Source organism: Haladaptatus sp. HS23 (assembly GCF_056892285.1).
In genome coordinates, this window is sequence record NZ_JBXGLH010000001.1 from 1 (window position 1) to 18,124 (window position 18,124).

The 18,124-nt window shown below is 59.6% G+C and carries 21 protein-coding genes and 1 tRNA gene; 13 read left to right on the plus strand and 9 right to left on the minus strand.

The features are described from left to right. The first annotated feature begins 148 nt into the window (after nucleotides 1–148). From AC1XDK_RS00005 to AC1XDK_RS00015, 3 genes are all read left to right on the plus strand, one after another. Nucleotides 149–715, plus strand: a complete 567-nt coding sequence (locus tag AC1XDK_RS00005; RefSeq protein ID WP_483347723.1) for a CBS domain-containing protein — start codon at nucleotides 149–151, stop codon at nucleotides 713–715. A gap of 102 nt (nucleotides 716–817) precedes the next feature. After that, a complete protein-coding gene (locus AC1XDK_RS00010) occupies nucleotides 818–2,185 on the plus strand; it encodes an ABC transporter substrate-binding protein (RefSeq protein WP_483347724.1) in 1,368 nt (455 codons plus the stop codon). A 150-nt stretch (nucleotides 2,186–2,335) separates the two neighbouring features. Continuing rightward, nucleotides 2,336–3,610 carry an ABC transporter substrate-binding protein gene (locus tag AC1XDK_RS00015; protein ID WP_483347725.1) on the plus strand — a complete coding sequence of 425 codons (1,275 nt, stop codon included), beginning with the start codon at nucleotides 2,336–2,338 and terminating at the stop codon, nucleotides 3,608–3,610. Here AC1XDK_RS00015 and AC1XDK_RS00020 read toward each other — a convergent pair. The 5 genes from AC1XDK_RS00020 to AC1XDK_RS00040 all read right to left on the minus strand — a co-directional run bounded on the left by AC1XDK_RS00020 (nucleotide 3,600) and on the right by AC1XDK_RS00040 (nucleotide 8,529). Beyond that, nucleotides 3,600–4,466, minus strand: coding sequence for a NosD domain-containing protein (locus AC1XDK_RS00020; protein WP_483347726.1), 867 nt, complete (start codon nucleotides 4,464–4,466; stop codon nucleotides 3,600–3,602). The two genes, AC1XDK_RS00015 and AC1XDK_RS00020, sit on opposite strands and share 11 nt — an antisense overlap. A 61-nt stretch (nucleotides 4,467–4,527) precedes the next feature. Continuing rightward, the gene (locus AC1XDK_RS00025; protein WP_483347727.1) at nucleotides 4,528–5,235 is read right to left on the minus strand and encodes an ABC transporter ATP-binding protein; all 708 of its coding nucleotides are present in this window, start codon (nucleotides 5,233–5,235) and stop codon (nucleotides 4,528–4,530) included. After that, nucleotides 5,235–6,068 carry an ABC transporter ATP-binding protein gene (locus AC1XDK_RS00030; protein WP_483347728.1) on the minus strand — a complete coding sequence of 278 codons (834 nt, stop codon included), beginning with the start codon at nucleotides 6,066–6,068 and terminating at the stop codon, nucleotides 5,235–5,237. The genes AC1XDK_RS00025 and AC1XDK_RS00030 overlap by 1 nt, the downstream gene beginning before the upstream one ends. Then, entirely contained in the window at nucleotides 6,065–7,417 is a 1,353-nt protein-coding gene (locus AC1XDK_RS00035; RefSeq protein ID WP_483347729.1) for a branched-chain amino acid ABC transporter permease, read from the minus strand. The genes AC1XDK_RS00030 and AC1XDK_RS00035 overlap by 4 nt, the downstream gene beginning before the upstream one ends. After that, on the minus strand, nucleotides 7,414–8,529 hold the full coding sequence (locus tag AC1XDK_RS00040) for a branched-chain amino acid ABC transporter permease (RefSeq protein ID WP_483347730.1): 1,116 nt from the start codon (nucleotides 8,527–8,529) through the stop codon (nucleotides 7,414–7,416). The genes AC1XDK_RS00035 and AC1XDK_RS00040 overlap by 4 nt, the downstream gene beginning before the upstream one ends. A 210-nt stretch (nucleotides 8,530–8,739) precedes the next feature. Here AC1XDK_RS00040 and AC1XDK_RS00045 point away from each other — a divergent pair, with 210 nt between their 5' ends. The 3 genes from AC1XDK_RS00045 (at nucleotide 8,740) to AC1XDK_RS00055 (ending at nucleotide 10,503) form a co-directional block, all read left to right on the plus strand. Continuing rightward, nucleotides 8,740–9,939: a phosphoglycerate kinase gene (locus AC1XDK_RS00045; RefSeq protein ID WP_483347731.1), complete on the plus strand. Its 1,200-nt coding sequence runs from the start codon at nucleotides 8,740–8,742 to the stop codon at nucleotides 9,937–9,939. After that, complete coding sequence (locus AC1XDK_RS00050; RefSeq protein WP_483347732.1) at nucleotides 9,882–10,412, plus strand: GNAT family N-acetyltransferase; 531 nt, start codon at nucleotides 9,882–9,884, stop codon at nucleotides 10,410–10,412. Before AC1XDK_RS00045 ends, AC1XDK_RS00050 begins: the two co-directional genes overlap by 58 nt. A gap of 17 nt (nucleotides 10,413–10,429) precedes the next feature. Further along, nucleotides 10,430–10,503, plus strand: a tRNA-Thr gene (locus AC1XDK_RS00055). Between the two features lie 81 nt (nucleotides 10,504–10,584). On the opposite strand, the gene AC1XDK_RS00060 is transcribed toward AC1XDK_RS00055, so the two are convergent. After that, entirely contained in the window at nucleotides 10,585–10,788 is a 204-nt protein-coding gene (locus tag AC1XDK_RS00060; protein WP_483347733.1) for a hypothetical protein, read from the minus strand. 109 nt (nucleotides 10,789–10,897) lie between these two features. Here AC1XDK_RS00060 and AC1XDK_RS00065 point away from each other — a divergent pair, with 109 nt between their 5' ends. The 5 genes from AC1XDK_RS00065 to AC1XDK_RS00085 all read left to right on the plus strand — a co-directional run bounded on the left by AC1XDK_RS00065 (nucleotide 10,898) and on the right by AC1XDK_RS00085 (nucleotide 15,531). Next, nucleotides 10,898–11,278 (plus strand): hypothetical protein, encoded by a 381-nt coding sequence (locus AC1XDK_RS00065; protein WP_483347735.1) that lies wholly within the window; start codon nucleotides 10,898–10,900, stop codon nucleotides 11,276–11,278. 45 nt (nucleotides 11,279–11,323) lie between these two features. Further along, entirely contained in the window at nucleotides 11,324–11,833 is a 510-nt protein-coding gene (locus tag AC1XDK_RS00070) for a macro domain-containing protein (protein WP_483347737.1), read from the plus strand. Nucleotides 11,834–11,872: 39 nt separating this feature from the next. Further along, nucleotides 11,873–12,223, plus strand: a complete 351-nt coding sequence (locus AC1XDK_RS00075) for a YbjQ family protein (protein ID WP_483347738.1) — start codon at nucleotides 11,873–11,875, stop codon at nucleotides 12,221–12,223. A 417-nt stretch (nucleotides 12,224–12,640) separates the two neighbouring features. Next, on the plus strand, nucleotides 12,641–14,791 hold the full coding sequence (locus AC1XDK_RS00080; RefSeq protein WP_483347740.1) for a bacterio-opsin activator domain-containing protein: 2,151 nt from the start codon (nucleotides 12,641–12,643) through the stop codon (nucleotides 14,789–14,791). A 65-nt stretch (nucleotides 14,792–14,856) separates the two neighbouring features. After that, a complete protein-coding gene (locus AC1XDK_RS00085) occupies nucleotides 14,857–15,531 on the plus strand; it encodes a winged helix-turn-helix domain-containing protein (protein WP_483347741.1) in 675 nt (224 codons plus the stop codon). Between the two features lie 165 nt (nucleotides 15,532–15,696). Here AC1XDK_RS00085 and bcp read toward each other — a convergent pair whose 3' ends face one another. The 3 genes from bcp to AC1XDK_RS00100 form a co-directional block, all read right to left on the minus strand. Then, nucleotides 15,697–16,149, minus strand: a complete 453-nt coding sequence (gene bcp / locus AC1XDK_RS00090; RefSeq protein ID WP_483348896.1) for a thioredoxin-dependent thiol peroxidase — start codon at nucleotides 16,147–16,149, stop codon at nucleotides 15,697–15,699. A 32-nt stretch (nucleotides 16,150–16,181) separates the two neighbouring features. After that, nucleotides 16,182–16,358, minus strand: coding sequence for a hypothetical protein (locus AC1XDK_RS00095; protein ID WP_483347743.1), 177 nt, complete (start codon nucleotides 16,356–16,358; stop codon nucleotides 16,182–16,184). Between the two features lie 85 nt (nucleotides 16,359–16,443). Further along, nucleotides 16,444–16,665 carry a helix-turn-helix domain-containing protein gene (locus tag AC1XDK_RS00100; RefSeq protein WP_483347744.1) on the minus strand — a complete coding sequence of 74 codons (222 nt, stop codon included), beginning with the start codon at nucleotides 16,663–16,665 and terminating at the stop codon, nucleotides 16,444–16,446. Nucleotides 16,666–16,824: 159 nt separating this feature from the next. Here AC1XDK_RS00100 and AC1XDK_RS00105 point away from each other — a divergent pair, with 159 nt between their 5' ends. Further along, nucleotides 16,825–17,502, plus strand: coding sequence for a DUF7500 family protein (locus AC1XDK_RS00105; RefSeq protein ID WP_483347746.1), 678 nt, complete (start codon nucleotides 16,825–16,827; stop codon nucleotides 17,500–17,502). Nucleotides 17,503–17,569: 67 nt separating this feature from the next. Next, complete coding sequence (locus AC1XDK_RS00110) at nucleotides 17,570–18,049, plus strand: chemotaxis protein CheW (protein ID WP_483347748.1); 480 nt, start codon at nucleotides 17,570–17,572, stop codon at nucleotides 18,047–18,049. The last annotated feature ends 75 nt before the right edge of the window (nucleotides 18,050–18,124 follow it).

An 18,124-nucleotide genomic window follows, 5' to 3' on the forward strand; every position in this document is an offset into this window, starting at 1 on the left:
TAACCACGGCGATTGATACCGCTCTCGACCAGCTATCTCTTCCAACAGTGAGCAACTACTTCTAATGTCTACTATAGTACCCTTCGCCCGATGCGGGAATAAAGGTGCCGGGGATACTTTTTAGGACGATCGTGTCAAACGTTCACATATGGACGCGGAAGTCATAGTGAGGGACGTGATGACCCGGGAATACGTCGGGGTCAGCGAATCCGACACGGTGTTGGGTGCGGTTCGCCTCATGTCCGATGAAGGAGTTGGAAGCGTCGTCGTCCTACGCGGACGTGAACCGGTCGGCATCATGACGGAGGCGGACGTCCTTTCCCTCGTCGCGAACGAGAAGGACCCCAAGGAGACCACCGTTTCGGAAGCGATGACGAAACCGGTCGTCTCCATCCCGCCCGACCGTAGTCTCGCCGACGCGGCGGGGATGATGGCACAGCAGGGAATCAGACGAATCATCGTCACGGGTGCCGACGACGAACTCCTCGGCGTACTCACGGAACGGGACGTCATCTCCGCATCCGCGTCGCCATCGAGCATCACGCGTACGAACGAACGGGATATCGACGAGGCCGAACTCGGTGACCGAATGGAGACGAACGGCGGCGACTCGGAGTACGTGAATCAAAGCATCTGTGAAGTCTGCGGCGCGCTCACGCACGATTTAACGAACATCAACGGACAGTTGGTCTGTGCCGATTGCCGCGATTTCTAAACGAATCGCCACTTTGCCCCCGAAAAAGTTGTCGTTTTTGAGGAATCATAAAAAGCTCGAAAGGTAGATTTATATCGGTTGGGTCGATATCCATCGCTGTCCATGCGATATGATATCGAACGACGGGACGTGTTGAAGGGCCTGGGTGCAACCGGAATCGCCGGGCTTGCGGGCTGTATCGGCGGTGGCGGCGCTGGAGACGACACCAATACGAGTGATACGGGAGACGGTAGCGGTACCAGTGACGGCGGCGGCGGTGGCGGTGGTAACACGAGCGGCGGACCTGACGTCATCAACGTCATCGGCTACCCCGAAAGCGGGATTCAGTTGTTCCGTGATTACTACAAGAGTACGGACGGGAAACAGAAGATAATCGTTCCCGACGGTCTGCGCGACTCGACGCTACCCAAAGAGGTCAGCAACGATATGGCGAACGTCACCGGAACCGCACCGGCGGCCTCCGGGCCGAACCAGAAGGCGTTCACGGAGCTGTACAAAGACGAGTACGACCGTGAACCGGGCGTGTTCAACTCCCACACCTACGATTCGGTCGCCATCCTCATCCTCGCCAACGTGGCGGCGGGGGCCAACGACGGAACGAAGATTCGCGACCAAATGCGGCGCGTCGCCAACCCCGGCGGGCAGAAATACGGCCCGGGTGACTTCGTCGAAGCCGTCAAGGCCGCCTCGCGCGGCGAGGACATCAACTACCAAGGCGCATCGAGCGTCGTGGACTTCGACGAGAAAGGCGACCCGGCGTCCGCGGCCTACGACGTCTGGAAGTTCGACTCCAGCGCCGACGGTGGCATCAAGACGGAGGATACTATCGAATTCGAAGGTGAACCCGGCGGAAAGATGGCAGATAGCTCTCCCGGCGGCAAGAACCGGACGGCGAAAGTCGGCGTTCTCCTCCCCGAAACCGGCGACCTCGGTTCGACCGGGAGCCTGATGATAAACGCGGCGAAGATTCCGGTCAAACAGGTCAACGACGCCGATATCGGCATCACGGTGGACTCCCAAGTGGAGGACTCACAGACGAAGAAATCGGCGTCGCTCAGCGGGGCGAACGCGCTCGTCAGTGCCGGATACCCGGCCATCTGCGGACCGGCCTCCTCCGGGAACAACATCCCGGTCAGTCAACAGGTGTACATCAAGCAGGGAATCGTCGGCTGCTCGCCGTCCAGTACGGCACTTACCGTGACGAATTTGAAAGACGACGACTTCGTGTTCCGCACCGCTCCGAGCGACTTGCTACAGGGCCAAGTCATGGCGCAAGTCGCCTCCAAGCGACTCAGCGGCAAGACGGCCTCGACGCTGTACGTCAACAACAGCTACGGACAGCAGCTGTCCGATAAGTTCTCGACTACCTTCACCGACGACTACAGCGGTGAGATTCTACAGAAGGTGTCGTTCAACAAAGGCGAATCGTCGTACACGTCCGTCATCAACAAGGCGATGAGTTCGAACTGACCACCCGTCACTCCGTTCGGCTTTTTATCGAGGAAAACGTCAGTTCCAGTGCGTGCTAGTGTATCTCTCACTATCCCATGAACTGACCCCGATATATAATGACAAATTAAGATACATTTTTGTTTCGGAACGGTGAGGGTTCCACCGGGTATGAGTCAGAAAATCGACCGTCGCACCTACCTCCGAGCGGCAGGTGCAGCGAGTACCGTGGGGTTGATGGGGACCCTCCAGCAGGGGGGTGGGCCGGACATGCTCACCATTATCGGCTATCCGGAGAGCGGGATTCAACTGTTCCGTGACCTCTATGCGAGCGGGGGAGACATTCCAGTTCTCGTCCCGGACGGGTTGCAGTCACCCGACCTGCCGAAACAGGTCGGAAGCGACATGCAGAACGTCACGGGGACCGTTCCCGCCGCCGCCGGACCGAACAAACAAGCGTTCACGAAACTGTTCCGCGACCGCTACAACGCGCCGCCGGGCGTGTTCACGTCTCAATCGTACGATTCGGTCGCCATCCTCATCCTCGCCAACGCGGCGGCGGGGGCGAACGACGGACAGAAGATCCGTGACCAGATGCGCCGCGTCGCAAATCCCCCCGGCAAGGAGTTCGGGCCACAGAACTTCGTGGACGCCGTGAAAGCCGCCGCGAACGGCGACGACATCAACTATCAGGGGGCATCGAGTTCGACGAACTTCGACAAGCGTGGCGGCCCGGCGTCCGCGGCCTACGACGTCTGGAAGTTCGCACCGCAAACGGAGGACGGAATCAGAGTCGTCAACACGCGACAGTTCCAGAGTAACGCGGGCGGCCCCGAGGCGAACAGCGCGCCCGGTGGACTGGGCCGAACCATCAGGGTCGGCATCCTGCTTCCGCAGACGGGCGACCTCGCATCGGTCGGGACGCCGATGATTCAAGCGTCGAGGATTCCGATTCAGCAGGTGAACGAGGGGAACGTGGACCTGCAAGTCGAAACGCAGGTCGAGGACACACAGACCGACCGGCAGGCGTCGCTCAGCGGGGCGAACGCGCTCGTCAACGCCGGGTATCCCGCCATCTCGGGTCCGGCGTCCTCCGGGAACAACATCCCGGTCGCGAGCGAAGTGTTCATCCCGAACCAGATCGTCGGTTGTTCGCCGTCGAGTACGGCCATCACGGTCTCGTACTTGAAGGATGACGACTACATCTTCCGCACCGCACCGAGCGACTTGCTGCAGGGCGGCGTGATGGCACAAGTCGCCGGCGAACGTATCGGTGCGAAAACCGCAGCGACGTTGTACGTGAACAACGACTACGGGCAGCAGTTGTCGAACCAGTTCGCGAAGAAGTTCAAGCAGGACGAAAGCGGGACCGTCACCAAACAGGTGGCGTTCAACAAGGGCGAATCGTCGTACTCGTCCGTCATCCAACAGGCGCTCAACGGGTAGCGACGCGTCCGTCGGATTCCTCTTTCGTGGTCGTCCCCGACACGTCCTCGTACGTCCAGTTGCCGTGCATATCGACGAATCGGTTGTCGCTCGCGTTCGAGCGCGTCACGACCGCTTCTCCACCGGGGTTCGAAAGCGTCGCGTTCCGTATCACGTTGTCGTGAGAATCGACGAGAAGAATCGCCTCGCTCGTCGAACGAACGGCGGCATCGGACATCTCACTGCCCTCTTCTCCGAGCAACGCGACGCCCGTCTTGCTCCGCACGACCGAGGCGTTCGTCACCGTCACGCTCGCCGAATCCGCGACGAACAGACCGACCGAACTGGTATCACGTGCGACGCTGTTCGAAACTCGGCTGCCGTCCGAATTACGCACGAAGATGCCGGTGAAGCCGTTCGTTGCGGTCACGCGTTCGACCCGCGTCTTCGGTGAATCGGAAATCGTCACGCCGTCCCCGGTCTGCCACGTCGTCACGTTCCGTACGGTTCCCGCACGGGCACCTTCGTACTTCACTCCGAACGTCCAGTTGAGGGCCGTCAGGTCCCGAACCGTGACGTTCCGTCCCGTCACCGAAACGCCGGTCGTGTTCTCCCGGAACTCGTGGCCGTCCACGACGTGGTTTCCGCCGTCGAGAATGACGTTATCGGCCTCGATTCGGATGCACGACTCGGAGCGCGAATCGATATCGCCCGTGAGGACGTACCGACCCGATTCGGTTATCTCCGAACAAGAATCGAGGTGGGTCGGGTGTCCGTCGAAGGCAGGCGTCGCCGGTGTAGGAACCCCGAAAACGAGGAGGAGGGTAGACACGGCCACGAGCGCGAAGACCGGTGTGATCCACCGTGAGCGTGTCATGGGATGAACACGCACCGCTGGTCCTTGTGAATTGTGGCATCGAAAGGGAAACCGAACGGGGTTATCCGCCGAGGAACTCCTGTCGGACCTCGTCGTCCGCGAGCAGCGCGTCCCCGGTGTCCATGAAGCGGTTGCCGCCCTGTACGAGGACGTAGCCCCGGTCACAGCGCCGGAGCGCCTCCTTCGCGTTCTGTTCGACCATCAGAATCGCCGTCCCGTTGTCGTTGATTTCGTCCACCTTGTCGAACATCTCCGCCACGAGGTCGGGAGCGAGTCCGGCGCTGGGTTCGTCCAGCATCAACAGGTCGGGGTCCAACATGAGCGCACGACCCATCGCGAGCATCTGCTGTTGTCCGCCGGACATCGTCCCTGCCTTCTGGTCGCGGCGTTCGTCGAGAATCGGGAACCGCTCGAACACCTCGTTGAGGGCGTCTTCCGGCACTTCGTCCAGAATGTACGCGCCCATCTCCAAGTTCTCCTGCACCGAGAGCGTCGGGAACACGTTGTCGTTCTGCGGGACGTATCCGAGACCGAGGTGGATGATGTCCTCGGGGGCGTCCCCCTGAATCTCCGTGCCGTCGAACATGACCGTCCCGCCCATGTAGGTCGTCAACCCGAAGACGGACTTCATCACGGTCGATTTGCCGGCCCCGTTCGGGCCGACGATCGTGACGTATTCGCCGTCCTCGACGCGCATATCGACGTTGCTCAGGATCTGCAGGTCTTCGCCGTACCCCGCGTCGAGTCCGTCGATGTCGAGAAGCGCCATCAGATATCCTCCCCGAGGTAGGCGTCGATGACCTGTTCGTTCGACCGAATGGCCGCGGGTTCCCCTTCGGCCAGCACTGTACCTTGATGCATGACGATGACGTGTTCGCAGTTGTTCATGATGACGTCCATGTCGTGTTCGACGAGAAGGAACGTGTAGCCACGCTCACGGAGCTCGTGGACGTGTTTGAGCAGTTTCTTTTCGAGCGACGGATTCACACCCGCGAGCGGTTCGTCCAACAACACCATCTGCGGGTCGGTCATGAGCGCCCGGGCCATCTCCAGCAGTTTCCGCTGGCCGCCGGAGAGGTTGCCCGCGTACTCGCCCGCGAGGTGGTCGATTTCGAAGAACTCGAGCATCTCCCACGAGCGTTCGAGGACTTCTTCCTCCTGGTCACACACGTCCGTCCGCGTTCCGGGCATCACGGACCGCCAGAGGTGTTCGCCCTGTTGTGCCTTCGGGGCGAGCATCATGTTCTCCAAGACGGTCATCTCGGAGAGTTCGCGGGCGATCTGGAACGTCCTGACCATGCCACGGTCGGCGATTTCGAACGGTTGCAGCCCCGTGACGTTCTGATCGTTGAAGTACACCGAACCGCTGTCCGGTTGATAGACGCCCGTGATGAGGTTGAACGTCGTGGATTTCCCTGCCCCGTTCGGGCCGATGAGGCCGGTGAACGACCCCTGTTCGACGGAGAACGTCGCGCCGTCGACGGCCGTGATGCCGCCGAAGGTCTTCCGGAGGTTTTCGACACGAAGCGGTGTGTCGCTCAGGTCCGCCACTTCGTTTCCGATATCGAGGCTTTCGGACTCCGCAGACTCGCTCGCCGTCATTGCTCCTCACCTCCGTCCGCAGCGGGCGTCGGTTGTGGCTCGTTGGACCCTCCGCCGGGACGCGTGAGCGGGATGCTCGCCGCTTCCTCCTTGCGGTGGCCGAGGACGCCCTCGGGACGGTGGTGCATTATCCAGATGAGAACCGCGCCCATGATGACCAACTGGAGCGCGTTGATGTTCCCGATGGTGTAGGCCACCATCGGTGCAAATTTGCCGCTGAATATCGGTCCGAGTGCGCCCGCGAACGTGTTCGGCGCACCGCTCGGGGGTTGGAAGACGAGGTGGCCGAACACCGGTATCGGAATGTCGATTCCCCCCCTGATGATGTTTTTCAGGTAAAGCGGCCCCTGATACAGCGCCCCGGCGAACACCGCCGCACCGAGGACGCTGCCGGTGTTCGACCCGGCGCCGCCGATGATGAGCGCCAACCACACGAAGAACGTCACCTGTGGTTTGAACGACGTGGGCGTGATGGCACCCTGACGCATCTGCCAGAGGATGCCGGCTAATCCCATCAGGGCACAGCCGAGCATGAACGACTTGATTTTGAACACGTCGGTGTTCTTCCCGAGCGCGTTCGCGACCTCCTCGTCCTCACGGATGGCTTTGAGTACGCGACCGAACGGCGATTCGCCGGTCCGCTTCAACAGCCAGTAGAACGCCGCCACGAACCCCATCAGGATGATGGCGTAGGTCAGCGAGTCGAGAACCGGACCGATGGATCCGCCGAGCATCGGGTCGAGTGCGCCTTCGAGTGCGGTATATGGCCCGCTTTCGAAGAGCGGTTGAAGGGGGTCGGTGAAGTTCAACAGGAGACCCCGACCGCCGCCGGTTCCGAGCGTCTTGCCGAACAGCGTGAACTGCTGGAACTGGTCCGAAGTCACGGTGAACCGGACGATTTCGGAGGTCGCGATGGTCACGATTGCGAGATAGTCGGCCCGTAATCGAAGCGCGGGAAGCGCAACGAGCAACCCGAGAATCGCCGCTGCGGCCATTCCGCCGAGGATTCCGACCCACAGCGGAAGACCGAGGCCCGAGACGGTCGCGGCACCCGCAGTCGCGCTCGCCGCGGGTTTCGAGAGGATGGCCATCGTGTACAGACCGACGGCCATGAATCCCGCGATGCCGATGTTGAACAGCCCCGTGTATCCCCAATGGAGGTTCAACGCGAGCGTCAACATCCCGTACACGCCGATGAGGAACGTGAGACGAGCGAGCGAGTTCAACTGGCCGCGAAGCGAGTAGCCGAGGAGCGACCCCGCCCCGAGGTACACTATGTAAATGGCGAAGAGCACCCCGAGGATGAGCAGCGTGTCGTTGAAATCGAAATCTCGGATGCGCGAACTCATGCGGTCGTCCTCCCGGCGAAGAGTCCCTGTGGCTTGAACAGCAGGATGAGGATCATCATGCCGAACGCGGCGGCCCGGCCGAAGTCACTGGGAATCCAGATGATGGCGAGGTTCCACGTCAGTCCGATGATCAACCCGCCGACGATGGCACCGTAAATCGACCCGATGCCGCCGAGGATGACCGCGGCGAAGATGGGAAGCAAGAGGAGCCATCCGAACTGGAAGACGATGGTCCCCTTCCACAGCACGAGCAGGTAGCCAGCGATCCCGGTCAGGCCGCCGCCGATTATCCACGTCCAACGGATGACGCGTTCGGTCGGGATGCCGGTGACTCGCGCGAGGTCCTCGTTGTCCGCCATGGCGCGCATCGCCTTGCCGAGTTTCGTCCGCTGAAGCAGGAAGTGAACGCCGAGCATCAAGCCGACGGTACAGACGAGGAGCGTCAAGTCGTGTGCCGTTACGCGAACCGTTCCGTCCCACAACAGCAGATCCCACTTGGGAATGTTCTGCAGCGCCGTCGTCCCGCGACTCTCCGCCGAGAAGACGAACACGACGAGGTATCGAAGTACGAACGCCACGCCAATGCTCGTGATGAGAAGCGAAATCCCCTCGGAGTCCCGCATCGGTCGGTACACGATGCGGTCGATGAGCAGGGCCAGTACGACCGTACTGACGCCAGCGAACACCAGTCCGAGGATGACCGCTATCGGCGTCGTCGTAATCGTGATACCGAGGCTGCTCGCGTACGCCGTCCCACCCGCGCCGACCAACAACAGTCCGGCGATGTTGTTGGTACCTAACCCCGCGATGAGGTAGGTGACTGCCCATCCCGAGAACGCACCGCTCGTGATGTAGTCCCCATGTGAGAAGTTGGCGAAGTTTAGAATACTGTACGTCATCGAAAGCCCGATTCCAGCAAGACCGATGATGAGTCCACGCATGAGGCCGTTCCACACGAGTGACCCAACGTCGGACACCAGCAAGTCGCCGGTTAGCAGGCGATTGATGAAATCGAAGACGAGGAGTGCCGCGAACAAGCCGACGACCACTAATAGTGGCCGTTCGACGATGAGGCGGCGCCCACGTGAATAGGTCTCAGTTACGTCGTCCATTGATAACTCTCCACACGATAACCGGTTCCGGTCAGAGTATTAAACCTTTCCGACGAAGCGCTCCACCGTATTTCAGTAACGGCGGCATACTGATAACCCCCAGACGGAACTGTCGGGAAAATAAATGAATCGTCCATTTACTCGGGAACGTGTTTATTTCCACCTCCGTTTACCGACACACATATGCCGGGCGGTGTTGCAGGCACACGTATGCCCATACAGACCCTTGACGACCTCACCGTCCAAGGGACTACCCTCGGCGTGCGCATCGATATCAACAGCCCGTTGACCGAATCCGGCGACCTCGCCGACGATGCGCGGCTGTTGGCCCACGTCGATACGCTCTCGGAGCTGTTGGAGCGGGGTGGGAAGGTCGCGATTCTCGCCCACCAAGGCAGACCCGGAAGCGACGATTTCGCGAGTCTCTCGCCGCACGCGGCGCGGTTGGACGAACTCCTCTCCTCCCCCATCTCTCACTGCGATGCGACGTTCTCGGCCGAAGCGCGTCGGGCCGTGACGAATCTCGACGAAGGCGAGGCGGTACTCCTGGAAAACACCCGCTTCTACAGCGAGGAGTACATGGAGTTCCCGGCGGAGCAGGCCGCCGAAACCCACCTCGTGGACAATCTCGTCCCCGAACTCGACGCCTACGTCAACGACGCGTTCGCGGCGGCGCACCGCTCACAACCCTCCCTCGTCGGCTTCCCGACGCGATTGCCCGGCTATGCGGGCCGCGTTATGGAACGCGAGGTGGACGTATTGGGGGATATCGAGGCGACACCGCGCCCACGCACGTACGTGGTCGGCGGTGCGAAGGTCTCCGATTCCATCGCAGTCGCGAAGAACGTCTTGGAGCGCGACCTCGCGGACCACGTCCTGACGGCCGGTGTCGTCGGTAACGTCTTTCTGTTCGCCGACGGCGCGGACATCGGCGACGGGAGCGCGGACTTCATCCACGACCAAGGCTACTGGGATTACATCGACGACGCCGCTGACCTCCTCGAAACGTACGGCGACAGGATTTACCTGCCGAAGGACGCCGCTGTCGAGCGAAACGGCGACCGCGTCGAACTCACCCGCGACGAGTTCCCTCCGAGGGAGGACGAAGTCGCCATGGACGTCGGCGGCGACACCATCGCGACGTATTCCGACATCCTCCGTGATTCCGGCACGGTCATTCTCAACGGCCCGGCGGGCGTATTCGAGGACGAAACGTTCGCCGACGGTACCCGCGAGTTGTACACGGCGGCCGCGAGCGCCGAGTTCAGCATCGTCGGCGGGGGGGACACCGCCGCCGCGATTCGGAAGTTCGACCTCGGCGGTTTCGACCACGTCAGCACCGGCGGAGGCGCGTGCCTCCGAATGCTCACCGGGGAGGAACTCCCGGCGTTGCAGGCGCTCTCCCGATAGATGGTCGCCATCGAGGCGGCGACGAGCGCCGACATCGACCACATCGCGGACCGCTGGGTCGAACTCGCCCGCGACCAGCGCGCTCACGGTTCCCACCTCCTCGCGGCGGAGAACCGGAGCGTCGTCCGGGATTCGGTCGCGCGTCACGTCATCGAAAACGACCTCTTCGTCGCCCGAGACGAGGGTATCGTCGGGTTCGTGATGTTCGAATTGCAGACGGGAATCTACCAACACTCGACCACTCACGGAGTCATCCAGAACATCTACGTCGAACCCGAATTCCGCAACGAATCGGGTCGGCGCTCCTCGACGCCGCGGAGGAGGCGCTTCGGGACCGGGGCGCGAAGATACTCTCACTGGAGGTACTCGCGCGAAACCAGAACGCCCGCAGACTGTACGAAAACAGGGGTTACGAACCACATCGAATCGAGATGGAAAAATCGGACGAAAGCGATAACCACTCAAAGGAGTAGCGATAACTGGCTGTTGCGCCAAGGGAGCTTGGGTGGTTCAAGCACTCGATTTGTAATCGAGAATACGTGGGTTCAAATCCCACCCTTGGCTTTCTATCTGCGCCAATTCGGTGCAGTCGAGCGGTGAGACGAGGTTTGAATCCCGTGGGTTACAGTCCGCACAATCGAGCGCTCACGGAAATCGGACGTACTGTTCTCGATTCTCATGTCGAACGTGACCGTGGGACTCGGCGACGCCCGCGACTATCAGGACGACTTGGTTCGGGCGCTTATCGACGCGTAACTGCTGTCGCCGCCGGATTCGGCGGCAATTATGCCAGTATTTCGGAAGTCGGGTTCCGACTGTCTCGCCCGCGACACGAATCGTCTCGGACAAGATTAACCGGCTCTTAACGTCGAATTCCGGGTTGTGAACTGTTGCTCGTCGTTCCTACCAGACCAATTATCGGACGGTTTTATACTGTCTCCACGCTTGCTACACTTTCATGAGCCGCACCCAGAGTGTCCCCCTCTGGATGGCAGCGCCCGACGAGTTCCGGAGTACGCTCAAGATGGTGCTCAGTACGGCGTACAAGAACGACCGCCGGTTCGACCGAGCGTGGACGTTTCGCTATCCCGACGACACACCGGACCTGATGGCAGAGATAACCCATCTCGAGAAAGGTGGAACCGAAGAGATAGCGAACCCTCCACAGCCGACGAAGCCGCCGGGAAAAGCCGTACTCAAGGATTTCCGCGACGTACTCGGTGACCTGCTGTTGAAAGGCCATCGGCGGGGCATCGACTTCGACCGAGCGTGGACGTTTCGCTATCCGAACGCCGACCATCCCGACCTGATGATCGAAGTAACGTACCTCGAAGAGTGAATCGAGCGACCCAAGAATTTCCTTCGAGAGCCGTGTAGCGGGGGTATGGAGTTCACCGTGATTCGCGGCGATATCGCGGCACAGAGTGCGGACGCAATCGTCAACGCCGCCGGGACCAGCCTTCGAATGGGAAGTGGCGTCGCTGGCGCGCTCCGCCGTGGCGCGAACGGACCGATAAACGACGACGCCGTCCAAGAAGGGCCGGTCGAACTCGGCGCAGTGGCCGTCACCGACGCCTACGAACTCGACGCCGAGTTCGTCGTCCACGCGGCGGCCATGCCGCACTACGGGGACGGAAAAGCGACACCGGAGAGCGTCCGCGAGGCGACACGGAACGCACTCCGGGAAGCCGACGAGCGTGGTGCGATGTCGGTGGTTCTCCCCGCGCTCGGTTGTGGCATCGCCGGATTCGACCTTCGGGACGGCGGACGAATCATCTGTGAGGAGATACGGCGATTCGACCCCACGTCGCTCGAAGACGTTCGGCTCATCGCCTACAGCGGCGAAGAGCACGAGACGCTCTGCGAGGTGGCCGAAACCGTCCGGGCGGGTTAATCAGCAGAGTTATGTCTCCTCGATGAAACGATTCGTTCGATGACGGCTTTCAGCTACGATGACGAGGACGTACTAGTCACGACGAGTCACACGGTTCCGGGACGGGAAATCGCGCACCATCACGGAGTGGTCGTCGCCGACGTGACGCCGGGGCGAAACATCGGAAAGGACATCGCGGGCGGCCTCCGCGACATCGTCGGCGGGCGCTCCAAATCGTGGGAGAAGACGCTCGAAGAGAATCAGGAAACCGCGCTCGACGAGTTGGTGGAGGAGGCGAAATCGGTCGGTGCGGACGCGGTCATCGCGGTGGACATCACCGACGAATCCCTCGGCGGACAGGGTGGCATGATGAACATCAAGGCGTTCGGCACCGCAGTTTCGCTTCGTTGATAACTCGTTTCGCTGTCATATCTATTGTGAGGGTGTGGCAACGTACGTCAGCGTCGATTGGGCGTCGAAATATTGGGTCACTGGGGAGTGACGGACGAAAACGAGGACGGCTGGGAGGCAGGAGCGTACCCCTCGATACTGAACGTGTGGCACGAATATAGGAGCGCAGAATCCATTCTAATGGCTTTGTTGAAATCCTCAACCGATGATGGGTTTCAGGAGTCGTGCTGGATACATAGCGCGTATCTTGCAGACCACTTCGATTAGATCTGGTTACTCACTACAATAGGCTTTGTTAGCGCGGAGGCACAATCCCATCCCGTCAATTATATTACTCCGAGTCCTTGCTGAGAGGATTCATCACTCGTCGAGTTCCACCGGCGGAACCATTTTCTCTTCCGTCCTCCATACAGCGGTATGCCGCCGTCAACATCGTCAGGGGATATTTACGAAGAAACGTTGGCTGTCTTCGATGAACGGGCGACTCCATTTGAGCCGTTGACAACACCAGAAATCGCAGACGCGCTTGGTTGTGGACGGCGGGCCGCATACAAGCGATTGGATAAACTGGTTGACTGTGGCGAGGTAGAGACGAAAAAAGTCGGGTCTGGCGCTCGGGTATGGTGGCGAGTAACGGATCAGGAACGTGCCTACGAAGAGGCAGACAGAAGCCATCGGGCGATTGTGAGGAACTTCCCGACTGCTGCCATCGCCCTCTTTGACCACGATCTCCGGTATACGATCGTTGGCGGAACGGACTTCGAAGATACCGACCCCACGGCGGAGGATATGGAAGGTCGCCAAATCGGCCAATTGGCCCCAGACCAACGCGACCTTCTCCGGGAGCATTGTCAGGCCGCACTGAACGGAGAATCCCGGAGCTTCGAATTCGAATTTGAGGAGAGAATCAAGCAAACGAGGACTCATCCTGTGAGGGACGAGAACGGTGACGTGTTCGCCGGGTTGGCAATGACACAGGACATCACCGAGCGGAAAAGGAGAGAACGTGAACTCGAAGAATCGAAAAACCGCTATAAAGCCCTTGTCGATAACTTCCCAAACGGCATCGTCACGCTGTTCGACGAGGACTTTCGCTATCAGATCGTGGGGGGAGAACTCTTCGACGAGTTCGAAATCTCGCCCGGAGACGTGGTTGGTCGAATGGCTTACGAGCACAGCGCGCCAGAGGACACCGCACTCCTCGAACCGGCGTACGAGGCCGCGATGGACGGGGACTCTACGTCCTTCGAAACCGAGTACGCTGGCCGGACTGTACAGTTGAGGATAGTACCGATTCGAGATGATACGGGAACTGTGTTCGCTGGCATGGCGATGTCGCAGGACATCACCGAGCAGAAGCGACAAGAAGAGGAACTCGCCGCGCTGAACCGCCTCAACCAAGTGTTTCAGAAAGTCACTCACGCTATTATTGAGTCGTCCTCACGGAGGGAGACCGAGCAGATGATCACGGAGCAACTCACGAACTCCGACTCCTATGAGTACGCCTGGATCGGGCACCTCGACCGGCACGGCGAGAACATCGTCCCACAAATCGCCGGTACGAACGAGGCCGATATCTCCGAGATACCTCTCTCCTCCGCGACCGATGATCCGACAAGCTACCCACCGGCGGCGGAAGTGATACGGACCGGAGAAGTGCAGGTCATATACGATAGCACCACCGACCCCGTGCTCGACCAGTGGAAGCAGCCACAAGACATCCGCCACCAGGCGGGGATTTCAGTTCCGATCGCCTATGAAGATCGCGTCTACGGCGTTCTGAACGTCTACACGGCGCGAGAGAACGCGTTCGATGAAAACGAACGCCGCATCGTTGGACGAATCGGCGAGGTCGTCGGGCAAGCAGTCAATGCAATCGAACGGAAACGGGCCCTCGTGGAAAACCGCGTCCAAGAGCTCACGTTCCAATCTCACAGGTTTGCAGAGATCTTCACAGAAGCTGCCGGTGACGAGTCGTTCACCATCTCTATCGAGAAGCTCGTTCCGCTGCCCGACGACCGGAGCATAGCATACTACTCTCTCGATGGGCTTGACCCGACGGTTTTCGTTGACATCATCAAAACGTTCAACCCCGACGCCGAGTACCACGTGACCGACGAGGAAGGGTCCGGGGCTCGCGTTGAAGTCCAGCGGAGTAACTTGACGCTTGCCTCCGAACTCGCCAAGTACAACAGCTGGATTGTAGACGGGACTATCCAAAACGGGCAGTTTCGACTTAGAGTCCACGTGCCAAAGCACTCCCACGTTCGAGAGATCAAAGACGTAATTAAGGAAGCGTATTCGGACGTCGAGGTCGTCGCACAAACCGAAGTCGAACGGGAGAATCCGCGTCTGAGTGATGTCTTTTCTGACCTGGACGACCAATTGACCGAACGACAGCGAACGACGCTCGAAGTTGGGTACCACTCGGGGTTTTTCGACTGGCCACGCGCAATTACGGGCGAAGAGTTGGCCGAGCGGTTGGACGTCACACCGGGAACTGTCTCTCACCACCTCCGGCACGGGGAACGCAAATTGATGGCCGCGTTCTTCGAATCGACAGCGTAGCTTCAGACCCATTCAAACTATTTTGAAACGTACCTTATCCTGCGTCCGGTACTCGGGACATGGTAATGGGAACTGTAGACTTGGCCGCCTGGTACCAACGATTTACAGCGATAGAGAAGGACGAGGCAAGCAAACTCTACCGGGTCCTCGCTGACGAGCGACGACGGGTTCTTCTTTCCGTTCTTCGCCAGTACGACACGCTTGTCTCGGAGTCACAACTCGTCCGACTTGTGGCCGCGCGTGAAATTGGCGACTCACCGAACGCAGTCACTACCGCCGACCACGAGCGAATTCAGCTATTGCTTCACCATGTTCATCTGCCGCATCTCGAAGCAGCAGGTTTGATCGAACGGGCCGATAACGGCCAGATCGTCTGTACCGAGCATCCATTCTGGACCTACTCCGACGTTCGCACGCTCCTGACGCAGGACCAGGTCGCTCCCGACATAACAACGATAACCTTCGAACTTCTCGCTGATGAGCGACGTCGAGCGATCCTCACTCTCCTGAAGGATCAGCAAGAACTCACCGTGAGAGAGGTAGCAGAAGAACTCACAGAGACGCCGCTTACGGACCAGGAACTCCCGAACGTGACAGCGGAACTCGTGCACCGCCACGTCCCGAAACTGGCGGATGCTGGAGTCGTGGAGGTGGATTCAACTGGGGATAGTATTCGCTATACCGGTAACGTCGTTCTTGAGGAGTGGTTCTCCGACGTTCGGGCGCACGAGGAGGCGTGAGAGGCGTACTCGTGGTGATGTTCAGGCCGTGTGGTGAGTTCGTGGTTGCAATCGAGGAGGATGGAGCCATTCAGCCTGTCGCGGATGAGTGCCCTGGTTACGGCGGCCGGGAATTCAAACACATTCAGTCGTCGCGTATGGCGCGGACGGGGTGTGAGAGGTACGTCATTCGAATGTCGAGAGCAGTTCGTCCGCGTGGCCTTCGGGCGAAACGTCTTCGAAGACTGCTTCGACGGTGCCGTCGGGACCGACGACGACGGTGTTTCTGAACACGCCGTCGAAGGTATTTCCGAACATGTTCTTCTCGCCGTAGGAGTCGTACGCACTCGCAACCTCGCCGGACTCGTCGCTGAGGAGGTCGAACGGCAGGTCGTACTCGTCGCGGAACTTCGTCAGGTCGGCCACCGGGTCGTCGCTGATGCCAAGGACGGGAATATCGCGGGCCGCGAATTCGTCCCACGAATCGCGGAAGCCGCAGGCTTCGGTGGTACATCCCGGCGTGTCCGCACGGGGGTAAAAGTACACGACGACGGTGCTGTCGAAGTCGGCGAGCGGGACGAGTTCGCCGTCCTGATTCGGCAGTTCGAACTGTGGTGCCGGTTGGCCGGGTTCGAGCATGGAAACCGCTTCGAATCCGGCGACCAACTGCGTTACGGACTCTCCCCGATAACGACGAAAGTCCGTCCGCCCTTGCGTTCGAGGTGGACGGCACTCTCCTCGGTCGAGGTTCGGACGTATGCAGCGACTTCGCTGGCGGATAACCCGGAGACGTCCGCCGATTTCCACGGTCGTTCGGCCTGCTCTTCGGTTTTCATTTCGACGTTCATGTACGACGATTGTCCGGTTGTGTACTAAAGGCGAGCCTAGCGGGGTGAAAGTGAACGTGAAGAGAACGAACTTCGAGCCGACGGCTTAGGCGGCGAGTGTCAACGCCTCACCCTCTTGGTTCACGAGGTCGCGTTCCCGGAGGGTTCGGATGATGGTGTACAGCGTGATTTTCGGCAGGTCGAGACTCGCCTGTAGTTCGTCCAGCGTCGCGCCGCCGGTGGTCGCAAGCGAGAGGTACACTAATTTGGCGCGCGGTGAGTCCAGTTCGTCGGGTAGCGGCGCAGGCGGTGTAGCTTCGATACTCATGTGGTTACGCTGGTCCAGACATTCGACGATAATAAAATTACCTCACGACAATCGTCGAAACCATTCGATTCGTCTCGAAACAGTCGTTTTTTCGAGGCGTGTTATCACCGACGTAAATTGGCGGTGATTTTATGTTACGAGCCGTAGTAGACGTGGACAATGAGTCCAGCGCGGGACGAATCAGATCCGGAGGGTCGAACGGTTGTCTCCCCCGAGGAACTCGACATCGAGGAGCGTGAGAACGTCGTCGCGCTGGACGAGGGACGGTTCGTCATCGGTGCGTCGGGGAAACCCTCGGTACCTGAAAACGCTGGGCAGGTGACGACGGACGATGCCAATCCCGCCGTCGAACCGGCATCGTCGGCGCAACCGTCTTCGGAACAGTCTCCCTCGCAGACGCAACCCGCTATCGACTCGACATCGACACAAGAGCGTCCGAACGAACGAACGCCGAAGGACGAGAAACCGCAAATCGAGTCCGACGACGTTCGGGAATGGCTCGAAGACGACTTGGACGATGTGGCCGCCCGATACGGCTTTCACATCGCGGCGAAGTCGGAGGACGACATCGCCCATCAACGGATGTTCTCGGACGATGTGGGCACCGTCTTCGACAACCTCCTCGTGTGGTACGCCCAGCAAGTGGAGACCGAGATGCCCGTAGAGGACGTACTCGGCATCCTCATGATGGAATCGAACGTCCGTGTGCGCTACTCGCCGCGCTGTTTTCGCGGCGTTCTCGAAGCAAACGACCTATCCCCTGACGACAGCATCGCCGACTTTTTCCGGGCGATTCGGGACGCGGACGGTATCGTCTTTCCGCCGGGCTCGGAATAGGATTATCCACCGTGATAGCAGGGAATGGGTTTTATATGATATCGTTCGATGTATTCAGTAACTGACTATGAGCGTTCGGAAACATGAATCGGGAACGGAGGAGACCCAAGTCGTCGAGTTCCGACTCGGTGATGACCTGTGTGCCATCGACATCGAACAGGTAGATAGTATCGTCGAAGTGAAAAAAGTCACGAGAATCCCGCGAACGAAAGAGTCCATCGAGGGCGTCATGGACCTACGCGGGGAGACGACGGCCATCATCGACCCCAAGGAGTTCCTGAACGTCGCATCCGACGAGCGGGGGGACGACGTGCTCGTCTTGGATCGCCCCGACGACAAGCAGAAGATCGGGATTCGTGTCGACGAAGTGCTGGACGTGACGACACATTCCTCGGAACATATCGACACTAACGATGACTTGGAGAACCTCGATACCCGGGGAATCCGTGACCAGATCTCGCGGGGAATCATCAAAAAACCGGTCGAGGATGAACTCGACCTAATCATATGGGTCGATATTGACAAGGTTATTGACATCTTGAGATAGTATTTTGTATAAATCATCAACTCTGATAATCACAGGGGAGCATTTATTTTGCCCCCTTTCAAAAGATTCCGATAG

What these genes read in the sequence shown, in the direction of transcription:
- AC1XDK_RS00105 (WP_483347746.1), top strand. Translation starts at nt 16,825, where the DNA reads ATGAGTCCAGCGCGGGACGAATCAGATCCGGAGGGTCGAACGGTTGTC.
- AC1XDK_RS00110 (WP_483347748.1), top strand. Translation starts at nt 17,570, where the DNA reads ATGAGCGTTCGGAAACATGAATCGGGAACGGAGGAGACCCAAGTCGTC.
- AC1XDK_RS00025 (WP_483347727.1), bottom strand. Translation starts at nt 5,235, where the DNA reads ATGGCGCTTCTCGACATCGACGGACTCGACGCGGGGTACGGCGAAGAC.
- AC1XDK_RS00010 (WP_483347724.1), top strand. Translation starts at nt 818, where the DNA reads ATGCGATATGATATCGAACGACGGGACGTGTTGAAGGGCCTGGGTGCA.
- AC1XDK_RS00035 (WP_483347729.1), bottom strand. Translation starts at nt 7,417, where the DNA reads ATGAGTTCGCGCATCCGAGATTTCGATTTCAACGACACGCTGCTCATC.
- AC1XDK_RS00075 (WP_483347738.1), top strand. Translation starts at nt 11,873, where the DNA reads ATGACGGCTTTCAGCTACGATGACGAGGACGTACTAGTCACGACGAGT.
- AC1XDK_RS00065 (WP_483347735.1), top strand. Translation starts at nt 10,898, where the DNA reads ATGAGCCGCACCCAGAGTGTCCCCCTCTGGATGGCAGCGCCCGACGAG.
- AC1XDK_RS00020 (WP_483347726.1), bottom strand. Translation starts at nt 4,466, where the DNA reads ATGACACGCTCACGGTGGATCACACCGGTCTTCGCGCTCGTGGCCGTG.
- AC1XDK_RS00100 (WP_483347744.1), bottom strand. Translation starts at nt 16,665, where the DNA reads ATGAGTATCGAAGCTACACCGCCTGCGCCGCTACCCGACGAACTGGAC.
- bcp (WP_483348896.1), bottom strand. Translation starts at nt 16,149, where the DNA reads ATGCTCGAACCCGGCCAACCGGCACCACAGTTCGAACTGCCGAATCAG.
- AC1XDK_RS00030 (WP_483347728.1), bottom strand. Translation starts at nt 6,068, where the DNA reads ATGACGGCGAGCGAGTCTGCGGAGTCCGAAAGCCTCGATATCGGAAAC.
- AC1XDK_RS00080 (WP_483347740.1), top strand. Translation starts at nt 12,641, where the DNA reads ATGCCGCCGTCAACATCGTCAGGGGATATTTACGAAGAAACGTTGGCT.
- AC1XDK_RS00070 (WP_483347737.1), top strand. Translation starts at nt 11,324, where the DNA reads ATGGAGTTCACCGTGATTCGCGGCGATATCGCGGCACAGAGTGCGGAC.
- AC1XDK_RS00045 (WP_483347731.1), top strand. Translation starts at nt 8,740, where the DNA reads ATGCCCATACAGACCCTTGACGACCTCACCGTCCAAGGGACTACCCTC.
- AC1XDK_RS00095 (WP_483347743.1), bottom strand. Translation starts at nt 16,358, where the DNA reads ATGAACGTCGAAATGAAAACCGAAGAGCAGGCCGAACGACCGTGGAAA.
- AC1XDK_RS00015 (WP_483347725.1), top strand. Translation starts at nt 2,336, where the DNA reads ATGAGTCAGAAAATCGACCGTCGCACCTACCTCCGAGCGGCAGGTGCA.
- AC1XDK_RS00005 (WP_483347723.1), top strand. Translation starts at nt 149, where the DNA reads ATGGACGCGGAAGTCATAGTGAGGGACGTGATGACCCGGGAATACGTC.
- AC1XDK_RS00040 (WP_483347730.1), bottom strand. Translation starts at nt 8,529, where the DNA reads ATGGACGACGTAACTGAGACCTATTCACGTGGGCGCCGCCTCATCGTC.
- AC1XDK_RS00085 (WP_483347741.1), top strand. Translation starts at nt 14,857, where the DNA reads ATGGGAACTGTAGACTTGGCCGCCTGGTACCAACGATTTACAGCGATA.